General features: G+C 68.4%; 21 protein-coding genes. 18 read left to right on the forward strand and 3 right to left on the reverse strand.

Annotated elements, in window-relative coordinates:
* The first annotated feature begins 1 nt into the window (after position 1).
* The 4 genes from WS57_RS19445 to msrQ all read left to right on the forward strand — a co-directional run bounded on the left by WS57_RS19445 (position 2) and on the right by msrQ (position 5,314).
* Positions 2-2,218, forward strand: a complete 2,217-nt coding sequence (locus tag WS57_RS19445) for a cytochrome c biogenesis protein ResB (RefSeq protein ID WP_069244732.1) — start codon at positions 2-4, stop codon at positions 2,216-2,218.
* 4 nt (positions 2,219-2,222) lie between these two features.
* Positions 2,223-3,413, forward strand: coding sequence for a c-type cytochrome biogenesis protein CcsB (gene ccsB, locus WS57_RS19450; RefSeq protein ID WP_069244733.1), 1,191 nt, complete (start codon positions 2,223-2,225; stop codon positions 3,411-3,413).
* Between the two features lie 198 nt (positions 3,414-3,611).
* Positions 3,612-4,607, forward strand: a complete 996-nt coding sequence (gene msrP, locus WS57_RS19455) for a protein-methionine-sulfoxide reductase catalytic subunit MsrP (RefSeq protein WP_009687856.1) — start codon at positions 3,612-3,614, stop codon at positions 4,605-4,607.
* A gap of 20 nt (positions 4,608-4,627) precedes the next feature.
* Positions 4,628-5,314, forward strand: a complete 687-nt coding sequence (gene msrQ / locus WS57_RS19460) for a protein-methionine-sulfoxide reductase heme-binding subunit MsrQ (RefSeq protein WP_069244734.1) — start codon at positions 4,628-4,630, stop codon at positions 5,312-5,314.
* A gap of 69 nt (positions 5,315-5,383) precedes the next feature.
* On the opposite strand, the gene lptM is transcribed toward msrQ, so the two are convergent.
* Positions 5,384-5,662, reverse strand: coding sequence for an LPS translocon maturation chaperone LptM (lptM, locus tag WS57_RS19465; protein ID WP_040126491.1), 279 nt, complete (start codon positions 5,660-5,662; stop codon positions 5,384-5,386).
* Positions 5,663-5,698: 36 nt separating this feature from the next.
* Between lptM and cyaY the strand changes: the two genes are divergently transcribed.
* Positions 5,699-6,025, forward strand: a complete 327-nt coding sequence (gene cyaY, locus WS57_RS19470; RefSeq protein WP_009691359.1) for an iron donor protein CyaY — start codon at positions 5,699-5,701, stop codon at positions 6,023-6,025.
* A 102-nt stretch (positions 6,026-6,127) separates the two neighbouring features.
* On the opposite strand, the gene WS57_RS19475 is transcribed toward cyaY, so the two are convergent.
* Positions 6,128-8,515 (reverse strand): penicillin-binding protein 1A, encoded by a 2,388-nt coding sequence (locus WS57_RS19475; protein ID WP_155625655.1) that lies wholly within the window; start codon positions 8,513-8,515, stop codon positions 6,128-6,130.
* Positions 8,516-8,735: 220 nt separating this feature from the next.
* Between WS57_RS19475 and WS57_RS19480 the strand changes: the two genes are divergently transcribed.
* From WS57_RS19480 to ugpQ, 12 genes are all read left to right on the forward strand, one after another.
* Entirely contained in the window at positions 8,736-9,662 is a 927-nt protein-coding gene (locus WS57_RS19480) for a hypothetical protein (protein WP_059515370.1), read from the forward strand.
* On the forward strand, positions 9,659-10,291 hold the full coding sequence (locus WS57_RS19485; RefSeq protein WP_059515367.1) for a hypothetical protein: 633 nt from the start codon (positions 9,659-9,661) through the stop codon (positions 10,289-10,291). The genes WS57_RS19480 and WS57_RS19485 overlap by 4 nt, the downstream gene beginning before the upstream one ends.
* Positions 10,288-11,166: a hypothetical protein gene (locus WS57_RS19490; RefSeq protein ID WP_059606357.1), complete on the forward strand. Its 879-nt coding sequence runs from the start codon at positions 10,288-10,290 to the stop codon at positions 11,164-11,166. Before WS57_RS19485 ends, WS57_RS19490 begins: the two co-directional genes overlap by 4 nt.
* On the forward strand, positions 11,163-12,830 hold the full coding sequence (locus WS57_RS19495) for a type IV pilus secretin PilQ (protein WP_069244735.1): 1,668 nt from the start codon (positions 11,163-11,165) through the stop codon (positions 12,828-12,830). The genes WS57_RS19490 and WS57_RS19495 overlap by 4 nt, the downstream gene beginning before the upstream one ends.
* A gap of 40 nt (positions 12,831-12,870) precedes the next feature.
* Entirely contained in the window at positions 12,871-13,425 is a 555-nt protein-coding gene (locus WS57_RS19500) for a shikimate kinase (protein WP_009693122.1), read from the forward strand.
* Positions 13,422-14,501 carry a 3-dehydroquinate synthase gene (gene aroB, locus WS57_RS19505; RefSeq protein WP_009693121.1) on the forward strand — a complete coding sequence of 360 codons (1,080 nt, stop codon included), beginning with the start codon at positions 13,422-13,424 and terminating at the stop codon, positions 14,499-14,501. The genes WS57_RS19500 and aroB overlap by 4 nt, the downstream gene beginning before the upstream one ends.
* Before the next feature lie 101 nt (positions 14,502-14,602).
* Positions 14,603-15,754: a deoxyguanosinetriphosphate triphosphohydrolase gene (locus WS57_RS19510; protein ID WP_244131466.1), complete on the forward strand. Its 1,152-nt coding sequence runs from the start codon at positions 14,603-14,605 to the stop codon at positions 15,752-15,754.
* Between the two features lie 90 nt (positions 15,755-15,844).
* Complete coding sequence (gene ugpB / locus WS57_RS19515) at positions 15,845-17,176, forward strand: sn-glycerol-3-phosphate ABC transporter substrate-binding protein UgpB (protein WP_069244736.1); 1,332 nt, start codon at positions 15,845-15,847, stop codon at positions 17,174-17,176.
* Positions 17,177-17,273: 97 nt separating this feature from the next.
* Positions 17,274-18,158 (forward strand): sn-glycerol-3-phosphate ABC transporter permease UgpA, encoded by an 885-nt coding sequence (gene ugpA / locus WS57_RS19520; protein ID WP_040126498.1) that lies wholly within the window; start codon positions 17,274-17,276, stop codon positions 18,156-18,158.
* Positions 18,155-19,000: a sn-glycerol-3-phosphate ABC transporter permease UgpE gene (ugpE, locus tag WS57_RS19525; RefSeq protein ID WP_069244737.1), complete on the forward strand. Its 846-nt coding sequence runs from the start codon at positions 18,155-18,157 to the stop codon at positions 18,998-19,000. The genes ugpA and ugpE overlap by 4 nt, the downstream gene beginning before the upstream one ends.
* A 31-nt stretch (positions 19,001-19,031) precedes the next feature.
* The gene (locus WS57_RS19530; RefSeq protein WP_059606351.1) at positions 19,032-20,117 is read left to right on the forward strand and encodes a sn-glycerol-3-phosphate import ATP-binding protein UgpC; all 1,086 of its coding nucleotides are present in this window, start codon (positions 19,032-19,034) and stop codon (positions 20,115-20,117) included.
* Between the two features lie 28 nt (positions 20,118-20,145).
* On the forward strand, positions 20,146-20,922 hold the full coding sequence (gene ugpQ / locus WS57_RS19535; RefSeq protein ID WP_059515357.1) for a glycerophosphodiester phosphodiesterase: 777 nt from the start codon (positions 20,146-20,148) through the stop codon (positions 20,920-20,922).
* A 174-nt stretch (positions 20,923-21,096) separates the two neighbouring features.
* Here ugpQ and WS57_RS19540 read toward each other — a convergent pair whose 3' ends face one another.
* Entirely contained in the window at positions 21,097-21,828 is a 732-nt protein-coding gene (locus WS57_RS19540) for an OmpW/AlkL family protein (protein WP_040126501.1), read from the reverse strand.
* Between the two features lie 193 nt (positions 21,829-22,021).
* Here WS57_RS19540 and WS57_RS19545 point away from each other — a divergent pair, with 193 nt between their 5' ends.
* A complete protein-coding gene (locus WS57_RS19545; protein ID WP_009687683.1) occupies positions 22,022-22,735 on the forward strand; it encodes a transposase in 714 nt (237 codons plus the stop codon).
* Positions 22,736-22,791: the final 56 nt, after the last annotated feature.

The raw sequence follows: 22,791 nt of genomic DNA on the forward strand, positions 1-22,791 counted from the left end.
AATGAGCGTTACCACGTCGGGGTTGCAGTCGAAGTCGGGCCAAAGCGCAGCGAAGCGCGCAGTCGAGCTGATCAGCTCGATGCGTTTCGCGATCGCGCTGCTGGTGGTGCTGTCGATCGCGAGCATCATCGGCACGGTCCTGACCCAGGACGATCCGTATCCGAACTACGTGAACCAGTTCGGGCCGTTCTGGGCCGACATCTTCCGCTCGCTCGGCCTGTACAACGTGTACAGCGCGTGGTGGTTCATGCTGATCCTGATCTTCCTCGTCGCGTCGATCTCGCTGTGCGTGATCCGCAACGCGCCGAAGATGCTCGCCGATGCGAAGAGCTGGAAGGACAAGGTTCGTGAAGGCAGCCTGCGCGCGTTCCACCACAAGGCCGAATACTCGGCCGCCGGCACGCGCGCGGCCGCGACGGCGACGCTCGCCGCCTTCGTCACGAAGGCCGGCTACAAGCACGTCGTGCGCGAGAACGACGGCGCGACGCTGATCTCGGCGAAGCGCGGCGCGATGACGAAGTGGGGCTACATTTCCGCGCACCTCGCGATCGTCGTGATCTGTATCGGCGGCCTGCTCGACAGCAACCTGCCGATCAAGTTTCAGATGTGGATGTTCGGCAAGAGCCCGGTCAATACCAGCGCGACGATCAGCGAGATTTCGGCCGACCACCGCCTGTCCGCGTCGAACCCGACGTTCCGCGGCTATGCGTGGGTGCCGGAGGGCCAGTTCGTGTCGACCGCGATCCTGAACCAGCCGAGCGGGTCGCTGATCCAGGACCTGCCGTTCTCGATCCAGCTCAACAAGTTCATCGTCGATTACTACACGACCGGGATGCCGAAGCTGTTCGCGAGCGACATCGTCGTGATCGATCGCGAGACGGGACAGAAGATCCCGGCGCGCGTCGAGGTCAACAAGCCGTTTACGTACAAGGGCGTGTCGATCTACCAGTCGAGCTTCCAGGACGGCGGCTCGCAGATGCAGATGACCGCGTATCCGATGACGGGCGACAGCGCGAAGTCGTTCCCGGTGAACGGCACGATCGGCAGCTCGGCGCCGCTGCAGGCGCCCGGCGCCGACGGCGACACAATCGAGTTCTCCGACTTCCGCGCGATCAACGTCGAGAATATGGCCGATGCGAACGGCAAGCCGGACGTGCGCGGCGTCGCGAAGACGGAGTCGCTGAAGGAAGCGTTCGACGAGCGGCTCGGCTCGGGCGCGAAGACCTCGAAGCCGATGCAGCTGCACAACATCGGCCCGTCGGTGCAGTACAAGATCCGCGGCAAGGACGGCCAGGCGCGCGAGTTCAACAACTACATGCTGCCCGTCGACATGAACGGCGAGCGTGTATTCCTCGCGGGCGTGCGGGCGAGCCCGAACGATCCGTTCCGCTACATGCGGATTCCCGCCGACAGCCAGGATTCGATCGGCGAATGGATGCGCCTGCGCGCGGCACTCGAGGATCCGGCCGTGCGCGCGCAGGCCGCTGCCCGCTTCGCGCTGCATTCGCTGCCGGCCAATGAGGTGTCGCTGCGCGATCGCCTGCAGGACAGCGCGTCGAAGGTGCTGACCCTCTTTGCGGCGCGCGACGACAGCGTCGGGCGCGGCGCGGACGGCCAGCCGATCGGCGGCTTCCAGGCGGTGGCGACGTTCATCGACCGGTCGGTGCCGAAGGAAGAACAGGAGAAGGCCGCGAGCCTGCTGCTGCGCATGCTCGAAGGCTCGATGTGGGAAGTGTGGCAGATCGCCCGCGAGCGCGCCGGCGAGCCGGCCACGCCGCGGAGCAACGATACGGTCCGCTTCGTGCAGAACGCGATCAACGCGCTGTCCGACAGCTTTTTGTATGGTTCGCCGGTCTATCTGCAGCTCGATTCGTTCAAGCAGGTGCAAGCTTCGGTATTTCAGTTGACGCGCGCACCCGGCAAGAATCTGGTGTATCTTGGCAGCCTGCTGCTGGTCGCCGGCATCTTCTCGATGTTCTATGTGCGCGAGCGGCGCCTCTGGTTCTGGCTCAAGGATGCCGGCTCGGGCGTCGACGTGGTGATGGCAATGTCCACGGCCCGCAAGACCTTCGATTTCGAGAAAGAATTCGTGCAGACGCGCGACGCGGCCGGCGTCGCGTTGCGCGCCGCACCTCGCGACGCCGCGCCCGCAGGCGCAGCATCGACGGCCCGCCCGCCCGCCGGCGGCGGTTCCGACTCCGAGAATTCCACCCGGTAACATCATGGATCTCACTCAAGTTTCCTCTGCCCATTCGGCGTCGAGCCAGGCCCCGGTTGCGGCCGCGCCGTTCGACGATCGTCCGTTCTTCGCACGCCTGTCGCTGGTCGACTGGCTGTTCGCATTGGTGCTCGTGGCGGGCGCGGGTTATGCGCTCGTGCACTACAACGAGCACATGAACTACTACGACAAGGCCGTGCTGGTCGGCACCGTGCCGGCGCTGATCGCGCTCGGCTGGCGCTGGAAGCCCGCGCGGCTGCTGATGGCGTCGATCGCGGTGCTGGCGCTGCTGGCGATCCGGATCTACCAGGGCGATCTCGCGCGCGCCGATTCGGCGTTCTTCCTCAAGTATTTCCTGTCGAGCCAGTCGGCGATCCTGTGGATGAGCGCGCTGTTCGTGCTCGCGACGCTGTTCTACTGGATCGGCCTGCTCGCGCGTTCGGCATCGGGGTCGGCGATCGGCCAGAAGCTCACCTGGGTCGCGGTGCTGATGGGCTTTACCGGGCTGATGGTGCGCTGGTACGAGTCCTACCTGATCGGCGCGGACGTCGGGCATATCCCGGTGTCGAACCTGTACGAAGTGTTCGTGCTGTTCAGCCTGATCACCGCGCTGCTCTATCTGTATTACGAAGGGCATTACGGCACGCGCGCGCTCGGCGCGTTCGTGCTGTTGGTGATCAGCGCGGCGGTCGGCTTCCTGATGTGGTACTCGGTCGCGCGCGATGCGCAGCAGATCCAGCCGCTCGTGCCGGCGCTGCAGAGCTGGTGGATGAAGATCCACGTGCCGGCGAACTTCATCGGCTATGGCAGCTTCGCGCTGTCGGCGATGGTGTCGGTCGCGTATCTGATGAAGGAGCGCGGCGTGCTCGCCGACCGCCTGCCGACGCTCGACGTGCTCGACGACGTGATGTACAAGTCGATCGCGGTTGGTTTCGCGTTCTTCACGATCGCGACGATCCTCGGCGCGCTGTGGGCGGCCGAAGCATGGGGCGGCTACTGGAGCTGGGACCCGAAGGAAACCTGGGCGCTGATCGTGTGGCTCAACTACGCGGCGTGGCTGCACATGCGGCTGATGAAGGGGCTGCGCGGCACGGTCGCCGCGTGGTGGGCGCTCACCGGCCTGCTGGTGACGACCTTCGCGTTCCTTGGCGTCAACATGTTCCTGTCGGGGCTGCACAGCTACGGCAAGCTGTAAGATTTCCGACGCTCGTCCGACTAAAAGACCGCCGGCGCACCGTGTGCCCGGCGGTTTTCTTTTGTAACGGGCGGGCGGTCCGGGTGTCGAACGGCGCATGATGGATCGGGTCGAAGGCCGGGGCGACTGCGGCTGCGGCTGCCGCGGAACCCGTCCCCGATGAAGCATGCGCGCGGCGCGCGCAGGAGGAACTGCACGATGTGGATCAAACGCCCTTTCCGGAACCTGCTGAGCGGCGACGACATAGCGCGCAGCGAGATCACGCCGCGCGCGCTGTTCGAGAACCGGCGGCGCGTATTGCAGGCGGCCGGCATCGCGGCGGCGGGCGGGCTGTTCGGCGGCAGCGGCGGCGCGTTCGCTGCGTATGCGTCGCCCGATGCGCGGGCGGCGAAGCTGGTCGCGAAAACCAACCCGAAGTTCGTCGCGGCGGACAAGGTGACGTCGTTCAAGGACATCACGACCTACAACAACTTCTACGAATTCGGCACCGACAAGGGCGATCCGGCGCAGAACGCCGGCACGCTCAGGCCGCGCCCGTGGCGCGTGAGCGTCGAGGGCGAGGTGCTGCACCCGAAGGTGTTCGATCTCGACGAGTTGCTGAAGCTCGCGCCGCTCGAAGAGCGCGTGTACCGGCTGCGCTGCGTCGAAGGGTGGTCGATGGTGATCCCGTGGATCGGCGTGCCGCTGTCCGAGCTGATCAGGCGCGTGCAGCCGACCGGCAACGCGAAATACGTGCAGTTCGTCACGCTCGCCGATCCGTCGCAGATGCCGGGCCTGTCGACGCCCGTGCTCGACTGGCCGTATTCGGAAGGCCTGCGGATGGACGAGGCGATGAATCCGCTGACGCTGCTGACGATGGGCGTCTACGGGCAGGTGCTGCCGAACCAGAACGGCGCGCCGGTGCGGATCGTGGTGCCGTGGAAGTACGGGTTCAAGAGTGCGAAATCGCTGGTGAAGATCCGTTTCGTCGACCGGCAGCCGAAGACGAGCTGGAACACCTATGCATCGAACGAGTACGGGTTCTATTCGAACGTGAACCCGAACGTCGACCATCCGCGCTGGAGTCAGGCGACCGAGCGGCGCATCGGCGAGGACGGCTTCTTCACGCCGAAGCGCAAGACGCTGATGTTTAACGGGTACGGCGATCTCGTCGCGTCGATGTACCAGGGCATGGACCTGAAGAAGAATTTCTGAGGGCGACGGTGAGAAACGACATGACGCCCACCACGCTGACACCCGCGCGCGCGGACGGCGCGCGTCCGGCCGCCGGCACCGCACGCGTCGGCGCAGTGCGCACCGCCACGCCGCGCTGGCTCGCGCCGGCCAAGGGACTGGTTTTCGCGGCGGGGCTGTACCCGCTCGCGCGTCTCGTGCTGTTCGGGCTGACCGACCGGCTCGGTGCGAATCCGATCGAGTTCGTCACGCGCTCGACCGGCCTGTGGACGCTCGTGCTGCTGTGCGCGACGCTTGCCGTCACGCCGCTGCGGCGCGTGACGGGCTTCGCGGCGCTGCTGCGCTTTCGCCGGATGATCGGGCTGTTCGCGTTCTTCTACGCGACGCTGCACTTCACGACCTATCTGTGGTTCGACAAGTGGTTCGATGTGGTCGCGATCCTGAAGGATGTCGGCAAGCGGCCGTTCATCACGGTCGGCTTCGCCGCGTTCGTGCTGCTGATCCCGCTTGCCGCAACGTCGCCGCGCGCGATGGTGCGCCGGCTCGGCCGCCATTGGGCGACGCTGCACCGCGCGATCTATGCGATCGCCGCGTTCGGCGTGCTGCATTTCTGGTGGATGAAGGCCGGCAAGCACGATCTCGCGCAGCCGAAGCTGTATGCGGCTATCGTCGCGGCGCTGCTCGGCTGGCGGCTGATCGCGTGGGGCTGGCGGCGCCGGCGCGCGTGACGGCGACGGCCTGAAAAAACGAAAGGCGACGACCGGAAGGTCATCGCCTTGCTTGCCGGGCCGCGTGCGTTACTGGACGGACGGGCTCGAGGCCGGCGCAGGGGCTTTGCCGGCGCGGCCCGACAGTTCGGGCGACAGCGTGAGCGAGGTGCCGGACGCGCCGCGCGTGCTGTCGTCGGACGCGTTTTCGTCGGTCGGCGCCACGTCCGACGGCGGCGTATCCTGCTGCTGGATCGGCTTTTGCGGCAGCGGCGGCACGGTGGGCAGATAGAGCGGACCGCGTTGACCGCAGCCGGCAAGAATCGCCAAAGCCGCTACAATCGCGCTCATCCGGAAAACGACTCGCATGATCGTCCCTGAACAATTGAACCGATAGAGTTTAGCATGTCCGATACCGAATACCTGACCCGTGCCGAGGCCGTGCTGGCGGCCGTCGAGCGTACCGTGGACGCCGCCAACGACGGCGATCACGACATCGATCTGGAGCGCAACGGCAGCGTCCTGACGCTGACGTTCGAGAACGGCTCGAAGATCATCGTCAACCTGCAGCCGCCGATGAAGGAAGTATGGATCGCCGCGAAGGCCGGCGGCTTCCACTACCGCTACATCGACGGCGCATGGCGCGATACGCGCTCGGGCACCGAGTTCTTCGCGGCGCTCACCGACTACGCGACCCAGCAGGCCGGCCTGCCGATCACGTTCAGCGCGTGACCGCGCGGAGCGGCCGCCCGGCTTCCGGCGGGCGGCGCTCCGGTCCGCCGCAACCATGAAAAAAGCGCCCCGCGGGGCGCTTTTTCGTTTCCGGGCCGTTCGTCAGTGGCCGCGGAACAGGTTCATGATGTCCTGCTTTTCCTGCTCGTCGACATGCGGCACGGCCTCGTCGGTATCTTGCGGGGCCGGCGCCTGCGGCACGCCGACCGTCGATACGAAGCCGTGGCCCGGCGTGAAGTCGGTGAAGTACAGCTCGCCGCCCAGCGATTCGACGCCGTCGGGCATCGTCGGCTTGTACTCGGGCACGCCCTTCAGCGCGGCGCCCATGTAGTCGATCCACACCGGCAGCGCGAGGCCGCCGCCCGTTTCGCGATCGCCGAGGCTGCGCGGATTGTCGTAGCCGATCCACGCGATCGCGGCGAGCGTGTGCTGGTAGCCGGCGAACCATGCATCGTGCGAGTCGTTGGTCGTGCCGGTCTTGCCGGCGAGGTCGGTCCGCTTCAGCACGTTGGTCCGCGCCCCCGTGCCGCGCTGCGCGACGCTCTGCAGCAGGCTGTTCGTCACGTACGCGTTGCGCGCGTCGATCGCGCGCGGCGCGTTCTGGTCCGCGACGAGCGGTTGCGCGCGCGCGACGATCGCGCCGTTCGGATCGGTGACTTCGGCGATCAGGTACGGATTGATGCGGTAGCCGCCGTTCGCGAACACCGAGTATGCGCCCGCCATCTGCAGCGGCGTGACCTGGCCCGCGCCGAGCGCCATCGGCAGGTAGGCCGGATGGCGATCGGCGTCGAAGCCGAAGCGCGTGATGTACTGCTGCGCGTACTTCGTGCCGATATGGTTCAGGATCCGGATCGACACGAGGTTGCGCGAACGCTGCAGCGCGGTGCGCATCGTCATCGGCCCCTCGAAGCCGCCGCCGTAGTTCTTCGGCTCCCACGGCTGGCCGCCCGTCTCGGCGGCGCTGAAGTACAGCGGGCCGTCGTTGATCACCGTGGCCGGCCCGAGGCCCTTGTCGAGCGACGCCGAGTAGATGAACGGCTTGAACGACGAGCCGGGCTGGCGCCACGCCTGCGTGACGTGGTTGAACTTGTTCTTGTTGTAGTCGAAGCCGCCGACGAGCGAACGGATCGCGCCGTCCTGCGGCACGATCGAGATGAATGCGCCCTCGACCTGCGGCAACTGCGTGATCGACCACTTGCCGGCATCGTTCTTCACGACGCGGACGATCGCGCCGGGGCGGATCCGGCGGTTCGGCTGCGCATTGGCGGACAGCGCGCCCGACGCGAAGCGCAGGTTGTCGCCCTCGATCGTCGCGCTGCTGCCGTCGATGAACGCGACCGTGATCTGCCGCGGGCTCGCGGCCGTGACGACCGCCGCGATCAGCTCGCCGTTGTCCGGGTGTTCGAGCAGCGCGTCGTCGATCGCCTGTTCGCGGTCGTCGGCGGCGGCCGGCAGCTCGATGAAGCCTTCCGGCCCGCGATAGCCGTGGCGGCGCTCGTAATCCATGATGCCCTTGCGCAGCGCGGTGTATGCGACCTGCTGGTCGGCGGAGTCGATCGTCGTGACGACGTTGAAGCCGCGCGTATAGGTTTCCTCGCGGTATTGCGCATACATCATCTGCCGGACCATTTCCGCGACGTACTCGGCATGCACGCTGTACTCGCGGCCCGCGCCCTTCACGACGAGCGGCTGCGCGACGGCTTCGTCGTACTGCTCGCGCGTGATGAAGTTCAGCTCGAGCATCCGCTGCAGGATGTATTCCTGGCGCACCTTCGCGCGCTTCGGGTTGACGACCGGGTTGTAGGCGGACGGCGCCTTCGGCAGCCCCGCGAGCATCGCGGCTTCCGCGAGCGTGATGTCCTTCAGGTCCTTGCCGAAATAGACCCGCGCGGCGCTCGCGAAGCCATACGCGCGCTGGCCGAGATAGATCTGATTCATGTAGACCTCGAGAATCTGATCCTTCGTCAGCGCGCGCTCGATCCGGTACGCGAGCAGCATCTCGTAGATCTTGCGCGTGTAGGTCTTCTCGCTCGACAGGAAGAAGTTGCGCGCGACCTGCATCGTGATCGTGCTCGCGCCCTGCGACGCGTGGCCGTTGGTCAGCGCGACGAAGCCGGCGCGGACGATGCCGGTCAGGTCGACGCCGCCGTGATCGTAGAAGCGCGCGTCCTCGATCGCGAGGATCGCCTTCTTCAGCGAGTCGGGCACGTCCTTGAAATGGACGATGTCGCGACGCTCCTCGCCGAATTCGCCGATCAGCACGTGATCGGACGTGTAGATGCGCAGCGGCACCTTCGGCCGGTAGTCGGTCAGCGCGTCGAGCGACGGCATGTTCGGCCACGCGACGACGAGCGCATAGCCGAGCACGAGACCGCCGGCCACGACGAGCGCGACGCACATCGCGGCGAGCCCGAGCAGGGCTTTCTGCCACCAGGGACGCTTCTTCGGTTCCGGGGCGGGAGGCGGGGACGTAGGAGACGTGGATTGCATAGGCATACCGGAAAACAGTCCCGCGATTATAGCTGCCCGGTAAGACCGGTCCTGACGCGGGGCCCGCCGGGAAACCGCGGGCCGCGATGTCGCCAGCATAGCCCGTCGGCGGCCGCCGCGAACGGGGCTGGCCGTTCGGCCGACTGTCGGCCGCGTGCGCCGCTCCGCAGAATCAGGCCTCGGATCGCGGCATGGGCCGCGACGATCGCGGGAGGCTGGGATGACAGGACGATGGACGGCTGCGCGGTTCGTGCAGGGCAGGCACCGGTCGACGGGAATCGACGTCGGCGCGGACGAGGTCAGGGTGGCGGTGCTGAGCCGGCGCGGCCGCGTGCCGGACGTTCGCATCGAGGGGCTCGAGCGGGAGCCGGTCGCGGTGTCGGCCGGGCCGGATGCGGCGCGCTGGGCGGCGGTCGCACGGGCGCTGGCGGCAGCGGCGGCGCGGCTCTCGGCGGCCGGCGTGCGCTGCGACGCGCGCGGCGTGATGGCGCTGCGCGACGACGAGATGCACGTCGCGACGCTCGATCTGGCCGGACGCGCCGACGTCGCGGATGCCGCGCGGCAGGCCGCCGAGCGGATCTCGGGGCTGGCGCCGGATGCCGTCGCGTACGACTGGCGGCAGGACGACGACGAGCCGGCGGGCGAGATCGCGGTCGCGGCGGCGCCGCTGGCGGTGCTCGAAAGGCGGATCGACGTTGCCGCGCAGGCCGGGATCGACCTGACGGCCGTCGACGGCGAGTCGGCCGCCGCGCTGCGCGCGCTCCGTTATGCCGCGCAGTTCGAGCTCGACGCGCAGGACGCTTACGCGGCGCTCTGGTTTTCCGATACCGGCGTGCGCGGCTGGCGTGTCGACGGGGCGCTGGCGTCGCCGGCGCTCGCGCTGTCCACCGGCATGACGGCGGCGTTTGCCGAAGCGTTGCGCCACGGCACGCTCGGATCGGCCCGCTGCGTGCTCGTGGCGGGCGACGAGCGCAGCATCGGGCGTTTCGGCCTGTCCATTGCCGATATCGGCGACGTACTCGGCGCGAACGCGGTGCCGTTCGACTGTATCGGTTGGGACGGGCGGCCGTCCGCTCCGGCCGGGGCGTCGAGTGGTCCGGCGTTTGCGGTCGCGTTCGGGCTGGCGCTGCGCGGGGTGTGGGAATGAGGGCCGGGCGCGCGGGCGCGGCGGGGACCGGTCGGTACGGGCTCGGCGGTTTCAACCTGCTGCCGTACCGCGAGCGGCTCGCGCAGGCGCTGCGGCGGCGCCAGGCTGCGCAGTGCGGGGCGGCGATTCTGCTCGGCGTGCTGGGCGTCGGCCTGTGGACGGCGGGCGCGGCATGGCGGCGGATGGGGCTGGATGCCGAGCGCGCACGGCTGGAGGCGCATTTGCGGCGGGTGCAGCCGCAGGTCGATGCGGCGGCGCGCGCCGCGAGTGCCGCTGCCGGCGCCGCGCAGCGCGATGCCCAGGCGCTCGTGCTGGCCGCGCCGTACCGGCGCCTCGCCGCGCTGCTGGCGACGCTGCCGCGGGTGCGCGACGGCGCCGTCCGGCTCGAAGCGCTGCACGTGACGCCATCCGGCGCCACGCTCGACATGCATGCGACGAACTACCGGGCGGCGGCGCAATGGCTGGCCGGCGTCGCGCGCGAACGGCAGGACTGGCGAATCGACGTTGGGTCGCTGAAGCCGGCTCCGGTCGGGCCGACCGACGCGGCTGCCGCATCGTTCCGGTTCTCCGCGCAACTGCGCTGGCTCGACGCGCCGCGGCAGCCGGGCGCGGCGGGAGGCGGCGCATGACGGCAATCGCGCAACGCCTTGCATTGGCCGGCGAGGCGGGATCGGCCGGGCGGCGCCTGCCGCCGGCCGTCGCACATGCGGCCGGCTGCGCGCTGGTATTGGCGGTTGTGCTGGCGGGCGGCATTCATCTGGCCGATGCGGGCGACTGGAGCGGGCTCGCGCGCAGCCGTGCGCTGCTGGAAACGGCGCGGATGCGCGCGGCCGACGCCGAACGCGTGCTTGCCGCGGCCGCGCGACATCGCGGCCCGCCGCCGGTGCCGGCGCCCGCGCATGGCGATCGCTCGGCGCACCGGCCCGAATGGGCCGAACTGATGCTGGAACTGGCCGACCTCGCCGCGTCGAGCGGGCTGCGGATCGTGTCGATCGAACCCCAGCGCCCGGACGAGGCGGCGCCGGACGGGCGGCGCGCCGTGCGTCTCGTCGCGGACGGCGGTTTTCCGGCGTTGCTGCGCACGATCGACGGGCTCGCGGGCCTGCCGGTGCTCGCGGTGCCGACGGGGCTGCACATCGAACGGGCGGCGTCGATGCCGCGCGTGGACATGTCGCTCGACCTGTTTCCGGCGTTGCCGGGCCTGGCCGTGGCGGGCCTGCAGCCTGCGGTGCCGGTTCCCGACGTCGCGCCCGACCGCGATCCGTTCGACCGCGCCGAAGCGTTCGCGGCCGGCGGCGGCCGATCACCCCGTCTGGCTGGCGTGATCCGCGATGCACGAGCTGCTCTCGCCCTGTTCGACGACGGCGACGGCGCGTTCATGGCGCTGGCGCCCGGTGACGCGCTCGGGGCGTCGCAGGTCGCGCGGGTCGATGCCCGGACCGTCACGCTCGCTACGGTGAGCGGGCCGAAACGGTTTGTCCTCGACGACGGAGGCCGGCCATGACGAAGTACCTATGGCGCGCGATCGCGGCCTGGATCGCTGTCGCCGCGGGCGCAGCGAGCGCGGCCCTGCCGCCTCTGCCGCCCGTCTGGCCGGTCGCCGCGACGCAAGAAGGGACGACGCCCGACGTGCCGCTGCCGGCGCATCTGCCCGACGGCGCGGCCCTCGCCGCACCTGCGCCCGCGCCCGGATCGCAGCCGGCGGACGCCGGGCCGCCCCCGTTCGACGATGCGACGCGGGCGGCGCTGCAGGCGGATGCGGCGCCTCAGGCGACCACAGCGCCCGCGCTCGAAGGGCCGCCGATTCCGCTGCCGCCGCCGGCACGCATGACCGACGCGAACGCGCATCGACCCGGCGACGCCAACGACGCGCGCCGGATCTCGCTGAATTTGCAGCAGGTGGGACTCGCGGCCGCGTTCGATGCCTTCGCGCGATTCACCGGGCTCAATATTGTCGTCAGCGAACAGGTGAGCGGCACCGTGACCTTGCGTCTGAACAATGTGCGCTGGCGCGAGGCGTTCGACACGCTGCTCGATACGCACGGGCTTGCGATGTCCCGGCGCGGCGACGTGATCTGGGTCACGCCGGCGGCCGAACTGGCCGCGCGGGAGCGCGAGCGCTTCGAAATGCATGCGCGCGCGGCCGACCTCGAGCCGCTCGCGAGCCGCACGTTCGTGCTGCGCTACCCGCGCGCGCAGGACGTGCAGCGGCTGCTGGCCGGCGCGACCGGCCAGCGCCTGCTGTCGAAGCGCGGCGCCGCGGCGGCCGATCCGCGCACGAACCTGCTGTTCGTCACCGATCTCGCGCCGCGCCTCGCGCAGATCGCCGAACTGATCGACGCGATCGACCGGCCGTCCCGGCAGGTCCGGATCGAGGCGCGCATCGTCGAGGGCGAGCAGGGTTTCTCGCGCAATCTCGGCGTGCGCGTCGCGCTGCGCGCCCAAGGCCGATCGGCGGCGGCCGACGGCACGCCGTTCGCGGACGGTGCGCGCAATGCGCTCGACTTCGCCGCCCGTCCGACCGGCGGCTTCGACGCGGCGACGGCCGGTTTCACGCTGTTCGCCGCGCCGCTCAGCCGCGTGCTCGACATCGAGCTGAGCGCGCTGGAGGCGCAAGGGCGGGGCCAGATCGTGTCGCGCCCGCGCGTCGTGACGGCGGACCGCGCGAAGGCGATCGTCGAGCAGGGCGCCGAATTGCCGTATCAGGCCAAGGTCGGCAACGGCGTGAGCGGCGTGCAGTTCCGCCGCGCGACGCTCAAGCTCGAAGTCGAGCCGCAGATCACGCCGGACGGGCGCGTGGTGCTCGATCTCGACGTCACGAAGGACAGCGTCGGCGAGCCGACCGCGGCCGGCCCCGCCATCCATACGAAGCATGTGCAGACGCGCGTCGAGGTCGAGGACGGCGGCACGGTCGCGATCGGCGGGATCTACGAGCGGCTGCGCCGGGACGATGTGACGCGGGTGCCGCTCTTGGGCAAAATACCGGTTCTGGGCGCGCTTTTCCGGCATCGCGCCCAGCGCGAGCAGCGCAGCGAACTGGTCGTCTTCATCACGCCGACGGTCGTGCGCGCAGGCTGCGAGACGGCCGGCGCGGGCGACGAAAACCCGGAGGAAACGGGGCCGGAAGCAGCCGGCGCAGGCTCGACAAGGCAGCCGCTTTGCCAGTAAGCTGCGCCACACACCAGCAAGATTGAAGCAGAGGAAGCCGTTGCAAGCGCGGGACCCACACGCAAACGTATTTTTCGTCGGCCTTATGGGAGCGGGTAAGACCACCGTGGGCCGCGCGGTCGCGCGCCGTCTCGACAGGACGTTCTTCGACTCCGACCACGAGATCGAGGCCCGCACGGGCGCGCGCATTCCGGTGATCTTCGAGCTGGAGGGCGAGGCCGGGTTTCGCGACCGCGAAACGCAGGTGATCGCCGACCTCACGCAGCGCGAGAGCATCGTGCTCGCGACGGGCGGCGGCGCGGTGCTGCGGCCCGAAAACCGCGAATGCCTGAAGCAGCACGGCATCGTCGTCTATCTGCGCGCCAATCCGCACGATCTGTGGCTGCGCACGCGCAAGGACAAGAATCGCCCGCTGCTGCAGACCGAGGATCCGAAGGCGCGTCTCGAGGCGCTCTACGAAGTGCGCGACCCGCTGTACCGCGAATGCGCGGATTTCGTCATCGAGACCGGCCGCCCGTCGGTCAACGGTCTCGTCAACATGGTGCTGATGCAACTCGAACTGGCCGGCGTCGTCGCCAAGCCGCTACAAGCATGATTACTGTCAACGTCGATCTGGGCGACCGCGCCTACCCGATTCACATTGGCGCCGGCCTGATCGGCCGCGCCGAGCTGTTCGCCCCGCACATCAAGGGTTCGTCCGTCACGATCGTCACCAACACCACGGTCGATCCGCTGTACGGCGACGCGCTGCGCGCGGCGCTCGCGCCGCTCGGCAAGCGCGTGTCGACGGTCGTGCTGCCCGACGGCGAGGCGTACAAGAACTGGGAAACGCTGAACCTGATCTTCGACGGCCTGCTGACCGAGCGCGCGGACCGCAAGACCACGCTCGTCGCGCTCGGCGGCGGCGTGATCGGCGACATGACGGGCTTCGCCGCCGCGTGTTACATGCGCGGCGTGCCGTTCATCCAGGTGCCGACCACGCTGCTGTCGCAGGTCGATTCGTCGGTCGGCGGCAAGACCGGCATCAACCACCCGCTCGGCAAGAACATGATCGGCGCGTTCTACCAGCCGCAGGCAGTGATCGCCGACATCGGCGCGCTGACGACGCTGCCCGCGCGCGAACTCGCGGCCGGCATCGCCGAGATCATCAAGACCGGCGCGATCGCCGATGCGGCGTTCTTCGACTGGATCGAGGCGAACATCGACGCGCTGAACCGCCGCGAGCCGGCGGCGCTGGCCGAAGCGGTGAAGCGTTCGTGCGAGATCAAGGCGAGCGTGGTCGCGGCCGACGAGCGCGAAGGCGGCCTGCGCGCGATCCTGAACTTCGGCCATACGTTCGGCCACGCGATCGAGGCCGGGCTCGGCTACGGCGAATGGCTGCACGGCGAGGCGGTCGGCTGCGGCATGGTAATGGCGGCCGACCTGTCGGTGCGGCTCGGCCTGCTCGACGAAGCGTCGCGGCAGCGGCTCGACGCGGTGATCGCGGCCGCGCACCTGCCCACGCGGGGCCCGGCGCTCGGCGACGCGCGCTACATGGACCTGATGCGCGTCGACAAGAAAGCCGAGGCCGGTGCGATCAAGTTCATCCTGCTGAAGCGCTTCGGCGATACGCTGATCACGCCGGCGCCCGACGAAGCCGTATTCGCCACCCTGGCGCAGACGACCCGGTAACCGCGGCCCGGATGCCCCGGCGCCCCTGACACGGAGGAGACGTGAGCGAGACATCCAGCAGCAAATCGACCCAGGCCGGCAGCCGCGCATCCGCCGCGGCGGTGGCCGAGCCGCCGACGCTGGCGGCGCTGGAAGCCCATCTCGCTCCGTATGCCGCGCATGCCTCGCAGTCGCGCGGCCGCCGCCACCCGGAAACGCCGCCGGCGGCGCGCACCGAATTCCAGCGCGACCGCGACCGCATCGTTCATTCGACCGCGTTTCGCCGGCTCGAATACAAGACGCAGGTCTTCGTCAATCACGAAGGCGACCTGTTCCGCACCCGTCTCACGCACAGCCTCGAAGTCGCGCAGATCGCGCGTTCGGTCGCACGCAACCTGCGGCTGAACGAGGATCTGGTCGAAGCGATCTCGCTCGCGCACGATCTCGGCCATACGCCGTTCGGCCATGCGGGGCAGGACGCGCTGAACGCGTGCATGCGCGAGCACGGCGGCTTCGAACACAACCTGCAGAGCCTCGCGGTCGTCGACGAACTCGAGGAGCACTACGGCGCGTTCAACGGGCTGAACCTGTGCTTCGAGACGCGCGAAGGCATCCTCAAGCACTGCTCGCGCGACAATGCGCGCAAGCTCGGTGCGCTCGGCGAGCGCTTCCTGCAGGGCCGTCAGCCATCACTCGAGGCGCAGCTCGCGAACATCGCCGACGAAATCGCGTACAACAACCACGACGTCGACGACGGCCTGCGCTCCGGGCTGATCACGATCGAGCAGCTCGCCGAAGTCGAGCTGTGGCAGCGCCACTACGAAGCCGCGCTCGCCGAATTCCCGCACCTCGAAGGCCGTCGTCTCGTGCACGAGACGGTGCGCCGCATCATCAACACGCTGATCGTCGACCTGATCGACGAGACGACGCGCAAGCTCGCGCGCGTCGCGCCCGCCTCGCTCGACGACGTGCGCGCGGCGCCGCCGCTCGTGTCGCACAGCGAGACGGTCGCCGCGCAGGCGGCCGCGCTCAAGCGCTTCCTGTTCAAGAACCTGTATCGCCATTACAAGGTGATGCGCATGGCGAGCAAGGCGCAGCGCGTGGTCACGGGGCTGTTCGACGCGTTCATCGACGATCCGCGGCTGCTGCCGCCGCCGTACCAGTCGGAGGACGCCGCGCAGCAGCCGCGCCTCGTCGCGCACTACATCGCCGGGATGACCGACCGCTTCGCGCTGAAGGAGTATCAGCGCCTGTTCGTCATCAGCGACAACTGACTGTCACAAACGATCACTAGACTGCGCCGGTTCAATGGCGACGGGAATGTTGCACACGCTGTTGGTAACGTTTTCATAGGAGAGAGGTCGATGAAGAAGCCTGCGGGGACCGTGGTTCGTTCGATCGCGCTGGGCGGCGCGCTGATGTTCGGTGTGCAGCATGCGGCATTCGCCGTGACCGAGATCCAGTTCTGGCATGCGATGGAGGCCGCGCTCGGCGAGCGGGTCAACGCGATCGCCGAACAGTTCAACGCGTCGCAGAGCGACTACAAGATCGTGCCGGTCTTCAAGGGCACCTACGACCAGGCGCTCGCGGCCGGCATCGCCGCGTATCGCAGCGGCAACGCGCCCGCGATCCTGCAGGTCTACGAAGTCGGCACGGCCACGATGATGCAGGCGAAGAAGGCCGTCGTGCCCGTCTACGACGTGTTCAGGCAGGCCGGCGTGCCGCTCGACGAGAAGGCGTTCGTGCCGACCATCTCCAGCTACTACAGCGATGCGAAGACGGGCCACCTCGTGTCGATGCCGTTCAACAGCTCGACGCCGGTGCTGTACTACAACAAGGATGCGTTCAGGAAGGCCGGGCTCGATCCGAACCAGCCGCCGAAGACCTGGGCCGACGTGAAGGCCGACGCCGAGAAGCTGCGCAAGTCGGGGATGGCGTGCGGCTTCACGACGGGCTGGCAGAGCTGGGTTCAGCTCGAGAACTACAGCGCGTGGCAGGCGCTGCCGTTCGCGAGCCGCAACAACGGTTTCGACGGCGCCGATGCGGTGCTCGAGTTCAACAAGCCGCAGCAGATCGCGCACATCGCCTTCCTGCAGCAGATGGCGAAGGACGGCACGTTCACCTATGCGGGCCGCAAGGACGAGGCGTCGGCGAAGTTCTACAGCGGCGACTGCGGGATCATGACGACGTCGTCGGGCGCGCTGGCCAACGTGCAGAAGTTCGCGAAGTTCAGCTACGGCACCGGCATGATGCCGTACGACGCGAACGTGAAGGGCGCGCCGCAGAACGCCGTGATCGGCGGCGCGAGCCTGTGGGTGCTGGCCGGCAAGGATCCGGCGACCTACAAGGGCGTCGCGAAATTCCTCGCGTACCTGAACACGCCGGCCGTCGCCGCGAAGTGGCACCAGGATACGGGCTATCTGCCGGTGACGACGGCCGCGTACGAGCTCACGCGCGAGCAGGGCTTCTATGCGAAGAACCCGAGCGCCGAAACCGCCATCAAGCAGATGCTGAACAAGCCGCCGCTGCCGTACACGAAGGGCCTGCGCCTGGGTAACATGCCGCAGATCCGCACCGTCGTCGACGAGGAGCTCGAGCAGGTCTGGGCGCAGAAGAAGTCGCCGAAGGACGCGCTCGACTCGGCCGCGTCGCGCGGCGACGAGCTGCTGCGCCGCTTCGAGAAGTCGGGCGGCTGAGCCCCGCGCCGCGCCGTGCCGCTACTCGCGCCGCGCCAGCTCGCGGCCGGGCCGGCGGTGCGGCGCCCTGACCGTTTCGCCTGACCGGATCCCCGCGATGCAATCCCGTTCCCGTTTCGGCACGAGCCTGCTGCCGTATCTGCTGATCGCGCCGCAGCTCGCGATCACCGCCGTGTTCTTCCTGTGGCCGGCCGGCGTCGCGCTGTGGCAGTCCACGCAGATGCAGGACGCGTTCGGCACGTCGAGCGAATTCGTCGGCTTCGCGAACTTCACGCACCTGTTCGCGGATCCGCTGTACCTCGACTCGTTCCGCACGACGCTGGTGTTCAGCGCGCTCGTCACGGTGAGCGGGCTCGTCGTGTCGCTGCTGCTCGCCGCATGCGCGGATCGCGTGATCCGCGGCTCGCGCCTCTACCGCACGCTGCTGATCTGGCCGTATGCGGTCGCGCCGACGATCGCGGCCGTGCTGTGGGCGTTCCTGTTCAACCCGAGCATCGGGCTCGTCACCTATGCGCTCGCGAAGCAGGGCATCGTGTGGAACCACGCGCTCAACGGCGGGCAGGCGATGTTCCTGGTCGTGCTGGCGTCGGTGTGGAAGCAGGTCAGCTACAACTTCCTGTTCTTCTACGCGGGACTGCAGGCGATTCCGCGCTCGCTGATCGAGGCGGCCGCGATCGACGGCGCGGGCCCGGTGCGGCGCTTCTTCAATATCGCGCTGCCGCTGCTGTCGCCGACGAGCTTCTTCCTGCTGGTCGTGAACCTCGTCTACGCGTTCTTCGACACCTTCCCGGTGATCGACGCGGCGACGGCCGGCGGCCCCGCGCAGAGCACCAAGACGCTGATCTACAAGATCTTCGCGGAAGGCTTCCAGGGGCTCGACATCGGCAGCTCGGGCGCGCAGTCGGTCGTGCTGATGGTGATCGTCGTCGGGCTCACGGTGATCCAGTTCCGCTTCGTCGAACGCAGGGTGCAATACGCATGATCGAGAATCGCAAAGGCTTCGACCTGTTCTGCCACGTGGTGCTGATCGCGGGCGTCGTGCTGATCGTGTTCCCGATCTACGTGGCGTTCTGCGCGGCGACGATGAACGCGCAGGAAGTGTTCACGGTGCCGCTGTCGCTCGTGCCGAGCACGCACCTGGCCGACAACGTCGCGTACATCTGGCGGCACGGCAGCGGCGGCACGACTGCGCCGTTCGGGCGGCTGCTCGTCAACAGCTTCGTGATGGCGCTCGGCATCGCGGTCGGCAAGATCGCGGTGTCGATCCTGTCCGCGTACGCGATCGTCTATTTCCGCTTCCCGTTCCGCAACACGGCGTTCTGGCTGATCTTCGTCACGCTGATGCTGCCGGTGGAAGTGCGGATCTTTCCGACCGTGCAGGTCGTGTCGACGCTGCATCTGACCAACAGCTATGCGGGCCTCACGCTGCCGCTGATTGCATCGGCGACGGCGACGTTCCTGTTCCGCCAGTTCTTCATGACGCTGCCCGACGAACTGATGGACGCCGCGCGCATCGACGGCGCGGGGCCGCTGCGCTTTTTCCGGGACGTCGTGCTGCCGCTGTCGAAGACGAGCATCGCGGCGCTGTTCGTGATCACCTTCATCTACGGCTGGAACCAGTATCTGTGGCCGATCCTGATCACGACCGAGGCGTCGCTGTCGACGGCGGTGGTCGGCATCAAGACGATGATCGCGAGCGGCGACGCGGCGACCGAATGGCAATACGTGATGACGGCGACGCTGCTGGCGATGATTCCGCCGCTCGTCGTCGTGCTGGCGATGCAGCGCTGGTTCGTGCGCGGCCTCGTCGATTCCGAGAAGTAACCGACGAACTGCAACCGGAGAAGGACCAGGTATGGCTGCGTTGAGCTTGAAGGGCGTCAGGAAATCCTACGACGGCAGGCAGCATGTGCTGCACGGCATCGACGTGGAGATCGCCGACGGCGAATTTATCGTGCTGGTCGGTCCGTCGGGCTGCGGCAAGTCGACGCTGCTGCGCATGATCGCGGGGCTCGAGACCGTGACCGACGGCGAGATCGCGATCGGTGGCCGCGTCGTCAACGCGCTGGAGCCGAAGGATCGCGACATCGCGATGGTGTTCCAGAACTATGCGCTGTACCCGCACATGACGGTCGCGCAGAACATGGGCTACGGGCTGAAGATTCGCGGAATCGAGCGCGCGACGATCGACGCGCGGGTGGCCGCGGCCGCGAAGATCCTCGAGCTCGAGGCGCTGCTCGCGCGGCGGCCGCGCGAGCTGTCGGGCGGGCAGCGGCAGCGCGTCGCGATGGGCCGCGCGATCGTGCGCGAGCCGTCGGTGTTCCTGTTCGACGAGCCGCTGTCGAATCTCGATGCGAAACTGCGCGTGCAGATGCGCCTCGAGATCCAGCGGCTGCATGCGCGCCTCGCGACCACGAGCGTCTACGTGACGCACGACCAGATCGAGGCGATGACGCTCGCGCAGCGCGTGATCGTGATGAACCGCGGCTACGCGGAGCAGATCGGCGCGCCGGTCGACGTGTACGAGAAGCCGGCGACGGTGTTCGTCGCGGGCTTCATCGGCTCGCCGGCGATGAACCTGATGCAGGGCCGGCTGTCGGACGACGGCGCGACGTTTACGGTCGCGGGCGGCGGCCCGGCGCTGCCGGTCGCCGGCGCGCCCGGCCTCGGCGCGGAGATCGCCACCGGGCGCGACTGGGTGCTCGGCGTGCGTCCCGAACACATGACGCCGCAGCCGGGCGTCGCGCAGGCCACGCTGCCGGTCGATTCGTGCGAGCTGCTGGGCGCGGACAACCTCGCGCACGGCCGCTGGGGCAATCATGACGTCGCGGTGCGCCTGCCGCATGCGGATCGTCCCGCGCGCGGCACCGCGCTGGCCGCGTCGCTGCCCGCGCACCGGCTGCATTTCTTCGATCCCGAGACCGGCAGGCGTGCCGGCTGAACCCGCAGGACTGTCCGAGAGGCTGACGATGACTTCCCGTTTCGACTGGCCGTATCCGCGCGTCGTCGCCCACCGCGGCGGTGGCGCGCTCGCGCCCGAGAACACGCTCGCGGCGCTCGACGAGGGCGCGCGGCGCGGCCACCGGATGGTCGAGTTCGACGCGAAGCTGTCGGCCGACGACGTGACGTTCCTGCTGCACGACGACACGGTGGACCGGACCTCGAACGGCCACGGGCCGGCGGCGGGCATGCCTTATGCGACGCTCGCGGCGCTCGACGCGGGCGCGTGGTTCGACGCGCGCTTCGCGGGCGAGCGGATGCCGACGCTCGACGCGGCCGCGGCACGCTGCCTCGCGCACGGCCTCGCGGCAAACGTCGAGATCAAGCCGTGCCCGGGCCGCGAGCGCGACACCGGCCGGCGCGTGGCGGCCGACGCGGCGGCGTACTGGCGCGGCGCCGCGGTGCCGCCGCTGCTGTCGTCGTTCTCGTTCGACGCGCTGCGGCAGGCGCGCGACACGGCGCCGGCGCTGCCGCGCGGCATGCTTTACGAGGCCGTGCCGGACGACTGGCACGCGCAGGTCGTCGGCGCGCTCGGCTGCGTTTCGTTGCACGCGGACCACAGTCGGCTCGACGAACCGCTGGTGCGTGCCATCAAGGCGGCCGGGCTGCGCATCCTCGTGTACACGGTCAACGACCTCGCCCGCGCGCGCGAACTCGTGCGCTGGGGTGTCGACGCGGTCTGCACGGACCGGATCGACCTGATCGGCCCCGACGCGCTGGACGACATCGATCCGGCGCGCGCGTAGCGCAAGCGGCCGCCCGGATCGGGTCAAACCCGGACTCGGAGCGAGCCTGACGCGAAAAAACGACGCCCCGGCGGGATGCCCGCCGGGGCGTTTTACATCGTGGAGACGTTACGTCCAGAAAAATCCGCTACAAATTGCAGCAGGATTAACCATTCCCCAAATATTCGACTACGCTTAGAAACGGTAGCCGACGTTCAGGTACGTCACGATCGGATTCAGCGAGATGTGCGCCTTCGACGTCTCGGTCAGGGTGCCGACCGGCGTGCGACGGGCCGTGGTGAAGGTTGCGGTCACGCTGACCGGGATGTACGAGAACGAAAAGCCGGCGAACCAGTGCTTCGTGAAGTTGTACGTGAAGCCGGCGTTGAACACGGGCGCCCACTGGTTGCTGGTGGTCGCGCTGGTCGGGCCGCCGAGCACGCCGTTCTCGAACGCGCTGTTCGTGATCTTCGCGCCGGTGAACCACACGTACGTCGCGCCGACGCCCAGATACGGCCGGAACTTCGCGTTGGCGTCGTTGAAGTAGTACTTGAGGAGGAGAGCGGGGCTCCACTGGTAGGCCCGGCCCAGCGTGCCGAAATTCGAGAACTGGCCCTTGCCGGTGATGTCGAACTTCGGCGGAATGCCAGCGATGAACTCGGTGGCGATGTGGTCGGTCACGAAGTAACCGGTCGCCAGGGCGAGCGTGTCGGCGTCGCTGATGCCTGCACCCGTGTTGGGAACCGACTGGTTGATGGGCGTGCCGCCGACGCCGTACACGAACAGCGGGTCGCTGCTGTCCTGCGGCGCAAGATGCAGCCAGCCGGTGCTGACGTAGAAATCACCTGCGGATTGTGCGTGTGCCGTACCGCCCGCGAATGCGAATGCGAGCGCTGCGGCCCCCGTAATGGCCAGTTTTCGTTTCATTGTGTCTCCTCCGATCTAAGGCGTGCTCATTATGACGACTGCGTTTAAAACCAAACAAGCTCGGAAGTTAGAGTTTTCACCCTAGGATTAGTACGACCGTACGCTTCCGCGCCCTGCCAGGACGGGCATTCTACGCAGGTGCGCACTTTCGGACCCCCGGGTATTTCCTAACGCGTTCAAACGGACATTCAGCATGGCACGGTTAGCACGACTCTACGTTCCCGACCAGCCGCAGCACGTGATACTGCGCGGCCTGGATCAGCAACCCGCGTTCGTTGACGACCAGGACTACGAACTCTTCATCGACTGCCTGAAGGCCGCCGCGCGCGATCACCATCTTTCGGTGCACGCTTACGTGCTGCTGCCGCGTCAGGTGCAGCTGCTCGTGACGCCGAGCGACGAGGCGAGCCTGCCGAAGGCGATGCAGGCGGTCGGTCGCCGTTACGTCGCGCATTTCAACCGCCGCTATTCGCGGCGCGGCACCCTGTGGGAAGGCCGTTATCGCGCGACGGTGATCGAGGGCGAGCGCTATTTCCTGCTCGCGAGCCGCGTGGTCGAGCTGAGCCCGGTGCGCGCGCAACTCGTCGCGACGCCCGACGCGTATCGCTGGTCGAGCTATCGGCACCACATCGGTCTCACCGTCGACAGCCTGATCACCGACCATCCGCTCTACTGGGCGCTCGGCAATACGCCGTTCGAACGCCAGCGCGCGTACAAGGAGCTGTGCGAGCAGCCGCTGGACGAGCGGCAGGCCGACCAGCTGCAGCAGGCGACGCTGAAGGGCTGGGTGCTCGGCGGCGAAAACTATCGCGAGTGGGCGGCGCGCACCGCGAACCGGCGCGTATCGCCGCTGCCGCGCGGACGCCCCAGAAAGGTGCGGGAGAACACGCCGCCGGTCCAGCAGTAACGCCGGACAGGCGGTCCAGGAGGCGGCGCTGCGGGCGCCGCTTCTTTTTGCACCAA

It is taken from the genome of Burkholderia pseudomultivorans, assembly GCF_001718415.1.
In the GTDB taxonomy this organism is placed as follows: domain Bacteria; phylum Pseudomonadota; class Gammaproteobacteria; order Burkholderiales; family Burkholderiaceae; genus Burkholderia; species Burkholderia pseudomultivorans_A.

Bases quoted from the DNA above. Each gene is read 5' to 3' on its own strand.
- WS57_RS19545 (WP_009687683.1), top strand. From the start codon at position 22,022: ATGGCACGGTTAGCACGACTCTACGTTCCCGACCAGCCGCAGCACGTG.
- ugpE (WP_069244737.1), top strand. From the start codon at position 18,155: ATGATCGAGAATCGCAAAGGCTTCGACCTGTTCTGCCACGTGGTGCTG.
- lptM (WP_040126491.1), bottom strand. From the start codon at position 5,662: ATGCGAGTCGTTTTCCGGATGAGCGCGATTGTAGCGGCTTTGGCGATT.
- WS57_RS19485 (WP_059515367.1), top strand. From the start codon at position 9,659: ATGAGGGCCGGGCGCGCGGGCGCGGCGGGGACCGGTCGGTACGGGCTC.
- WS57_RS19495 (WP_069244735.1), top strand. From the start codon at position 11,163: ATGACGAAGTACCTATGGCGCGCGATCGCGGCCTGGATCGCTGTCGCC.
- msrP (WP_009687856.1), top strand. From the start codon at position 3,612: ATGTGGATCAAACGCCCTTTCCGGAACCTGCTGAGCGGCGACGACATA.
- aroB (WP_009693121.1), top strand. From the start codon at position 13,422: ATGATTACTGTCAACGTCGATCTGGGCGACCGCGCCTACCCGATTCAC.
- WS57_RS19490 (WP_059606357.1), top strand. From the start codon at position 10,288: ATGACGGCAATCGCGCAACGCCTTGCATTGGCCGGCGAGGCGGGATCG.
- ugpA (WP_040126498.1), top strand. From the start codon at position 17,274: ATGCAATCCCGTTCCCGTTTCGGCACGAGCCTGCTGCCGTATCTGCTG.
- WS57_RS19540 (WP_040126501.1), bottom strand. From the start codon at position 21,828: ATGAAACGAAAACTGGCCATTACGGGGGCCGCAGCGCTCGCATTCGCA.
- WS57_RS19475 (WP_155625655.1), bottom strand. From the start codon at position 8,515: ATGCAATCCACGTCTCCTACGTCCCCGCCTCCCGCCCCGGAACCGAAG.
- cyaY (WP_009691359.1), top strand. From the start codon at position 5,699: ATGTCCGATACCGAATACCTGACCCGTGCCGAGGCCGTGCTGGCGGCC.
- ccsB (WP_069244733.1), top strand. From the start codon at position 2,223: ATGGATCTCACTCAAGTTTCCTCTGCCCATTCGGCGTCGAGCCAGGCC.
- msrQ (WP_069244734.1), top strand. From the start codon at position 4,628: ATGACGCCCACCACGCTGACACCCGCGCGCGCGGACGGCGCGCGTCCG.
- WS57_RS19530 (WP_059606351.1), top strand. From the start codon at position 19,032: ATGGCTGCGTTGAGCTTGAAGGGCGTCAGGAAATCCTACGACGGCAGG.
- ugpQ (WP_059515357.1), top strand. From the start codon at position 20,146: ATGACTTCCCGTTTCGACTGGCCGTATCCGCGCGTCGTCGCCCACCGC.
- WS57_RS19445 (WP_069244732.1), top strand. From the start codon at position 2: ATGAGCGTTACCACGTCGGGGTTGCAGTCGAAGTCGGGCCAAAGCGCA.
- ugpB (WP_069244736.1), top strand. From the start codon at position 15,845: ATGAAGAAGCCTGCGGGGACCGTGGTTCGTTCGATCGCGCTGGGCGGC.
- WS57_RS19480 (WP_059515370.1), top strand. From the start codon at position 8,736: ATGACAGGACGATGGACGGCTGCGCGGTTCGTGCAGGGCAGGCACCGG.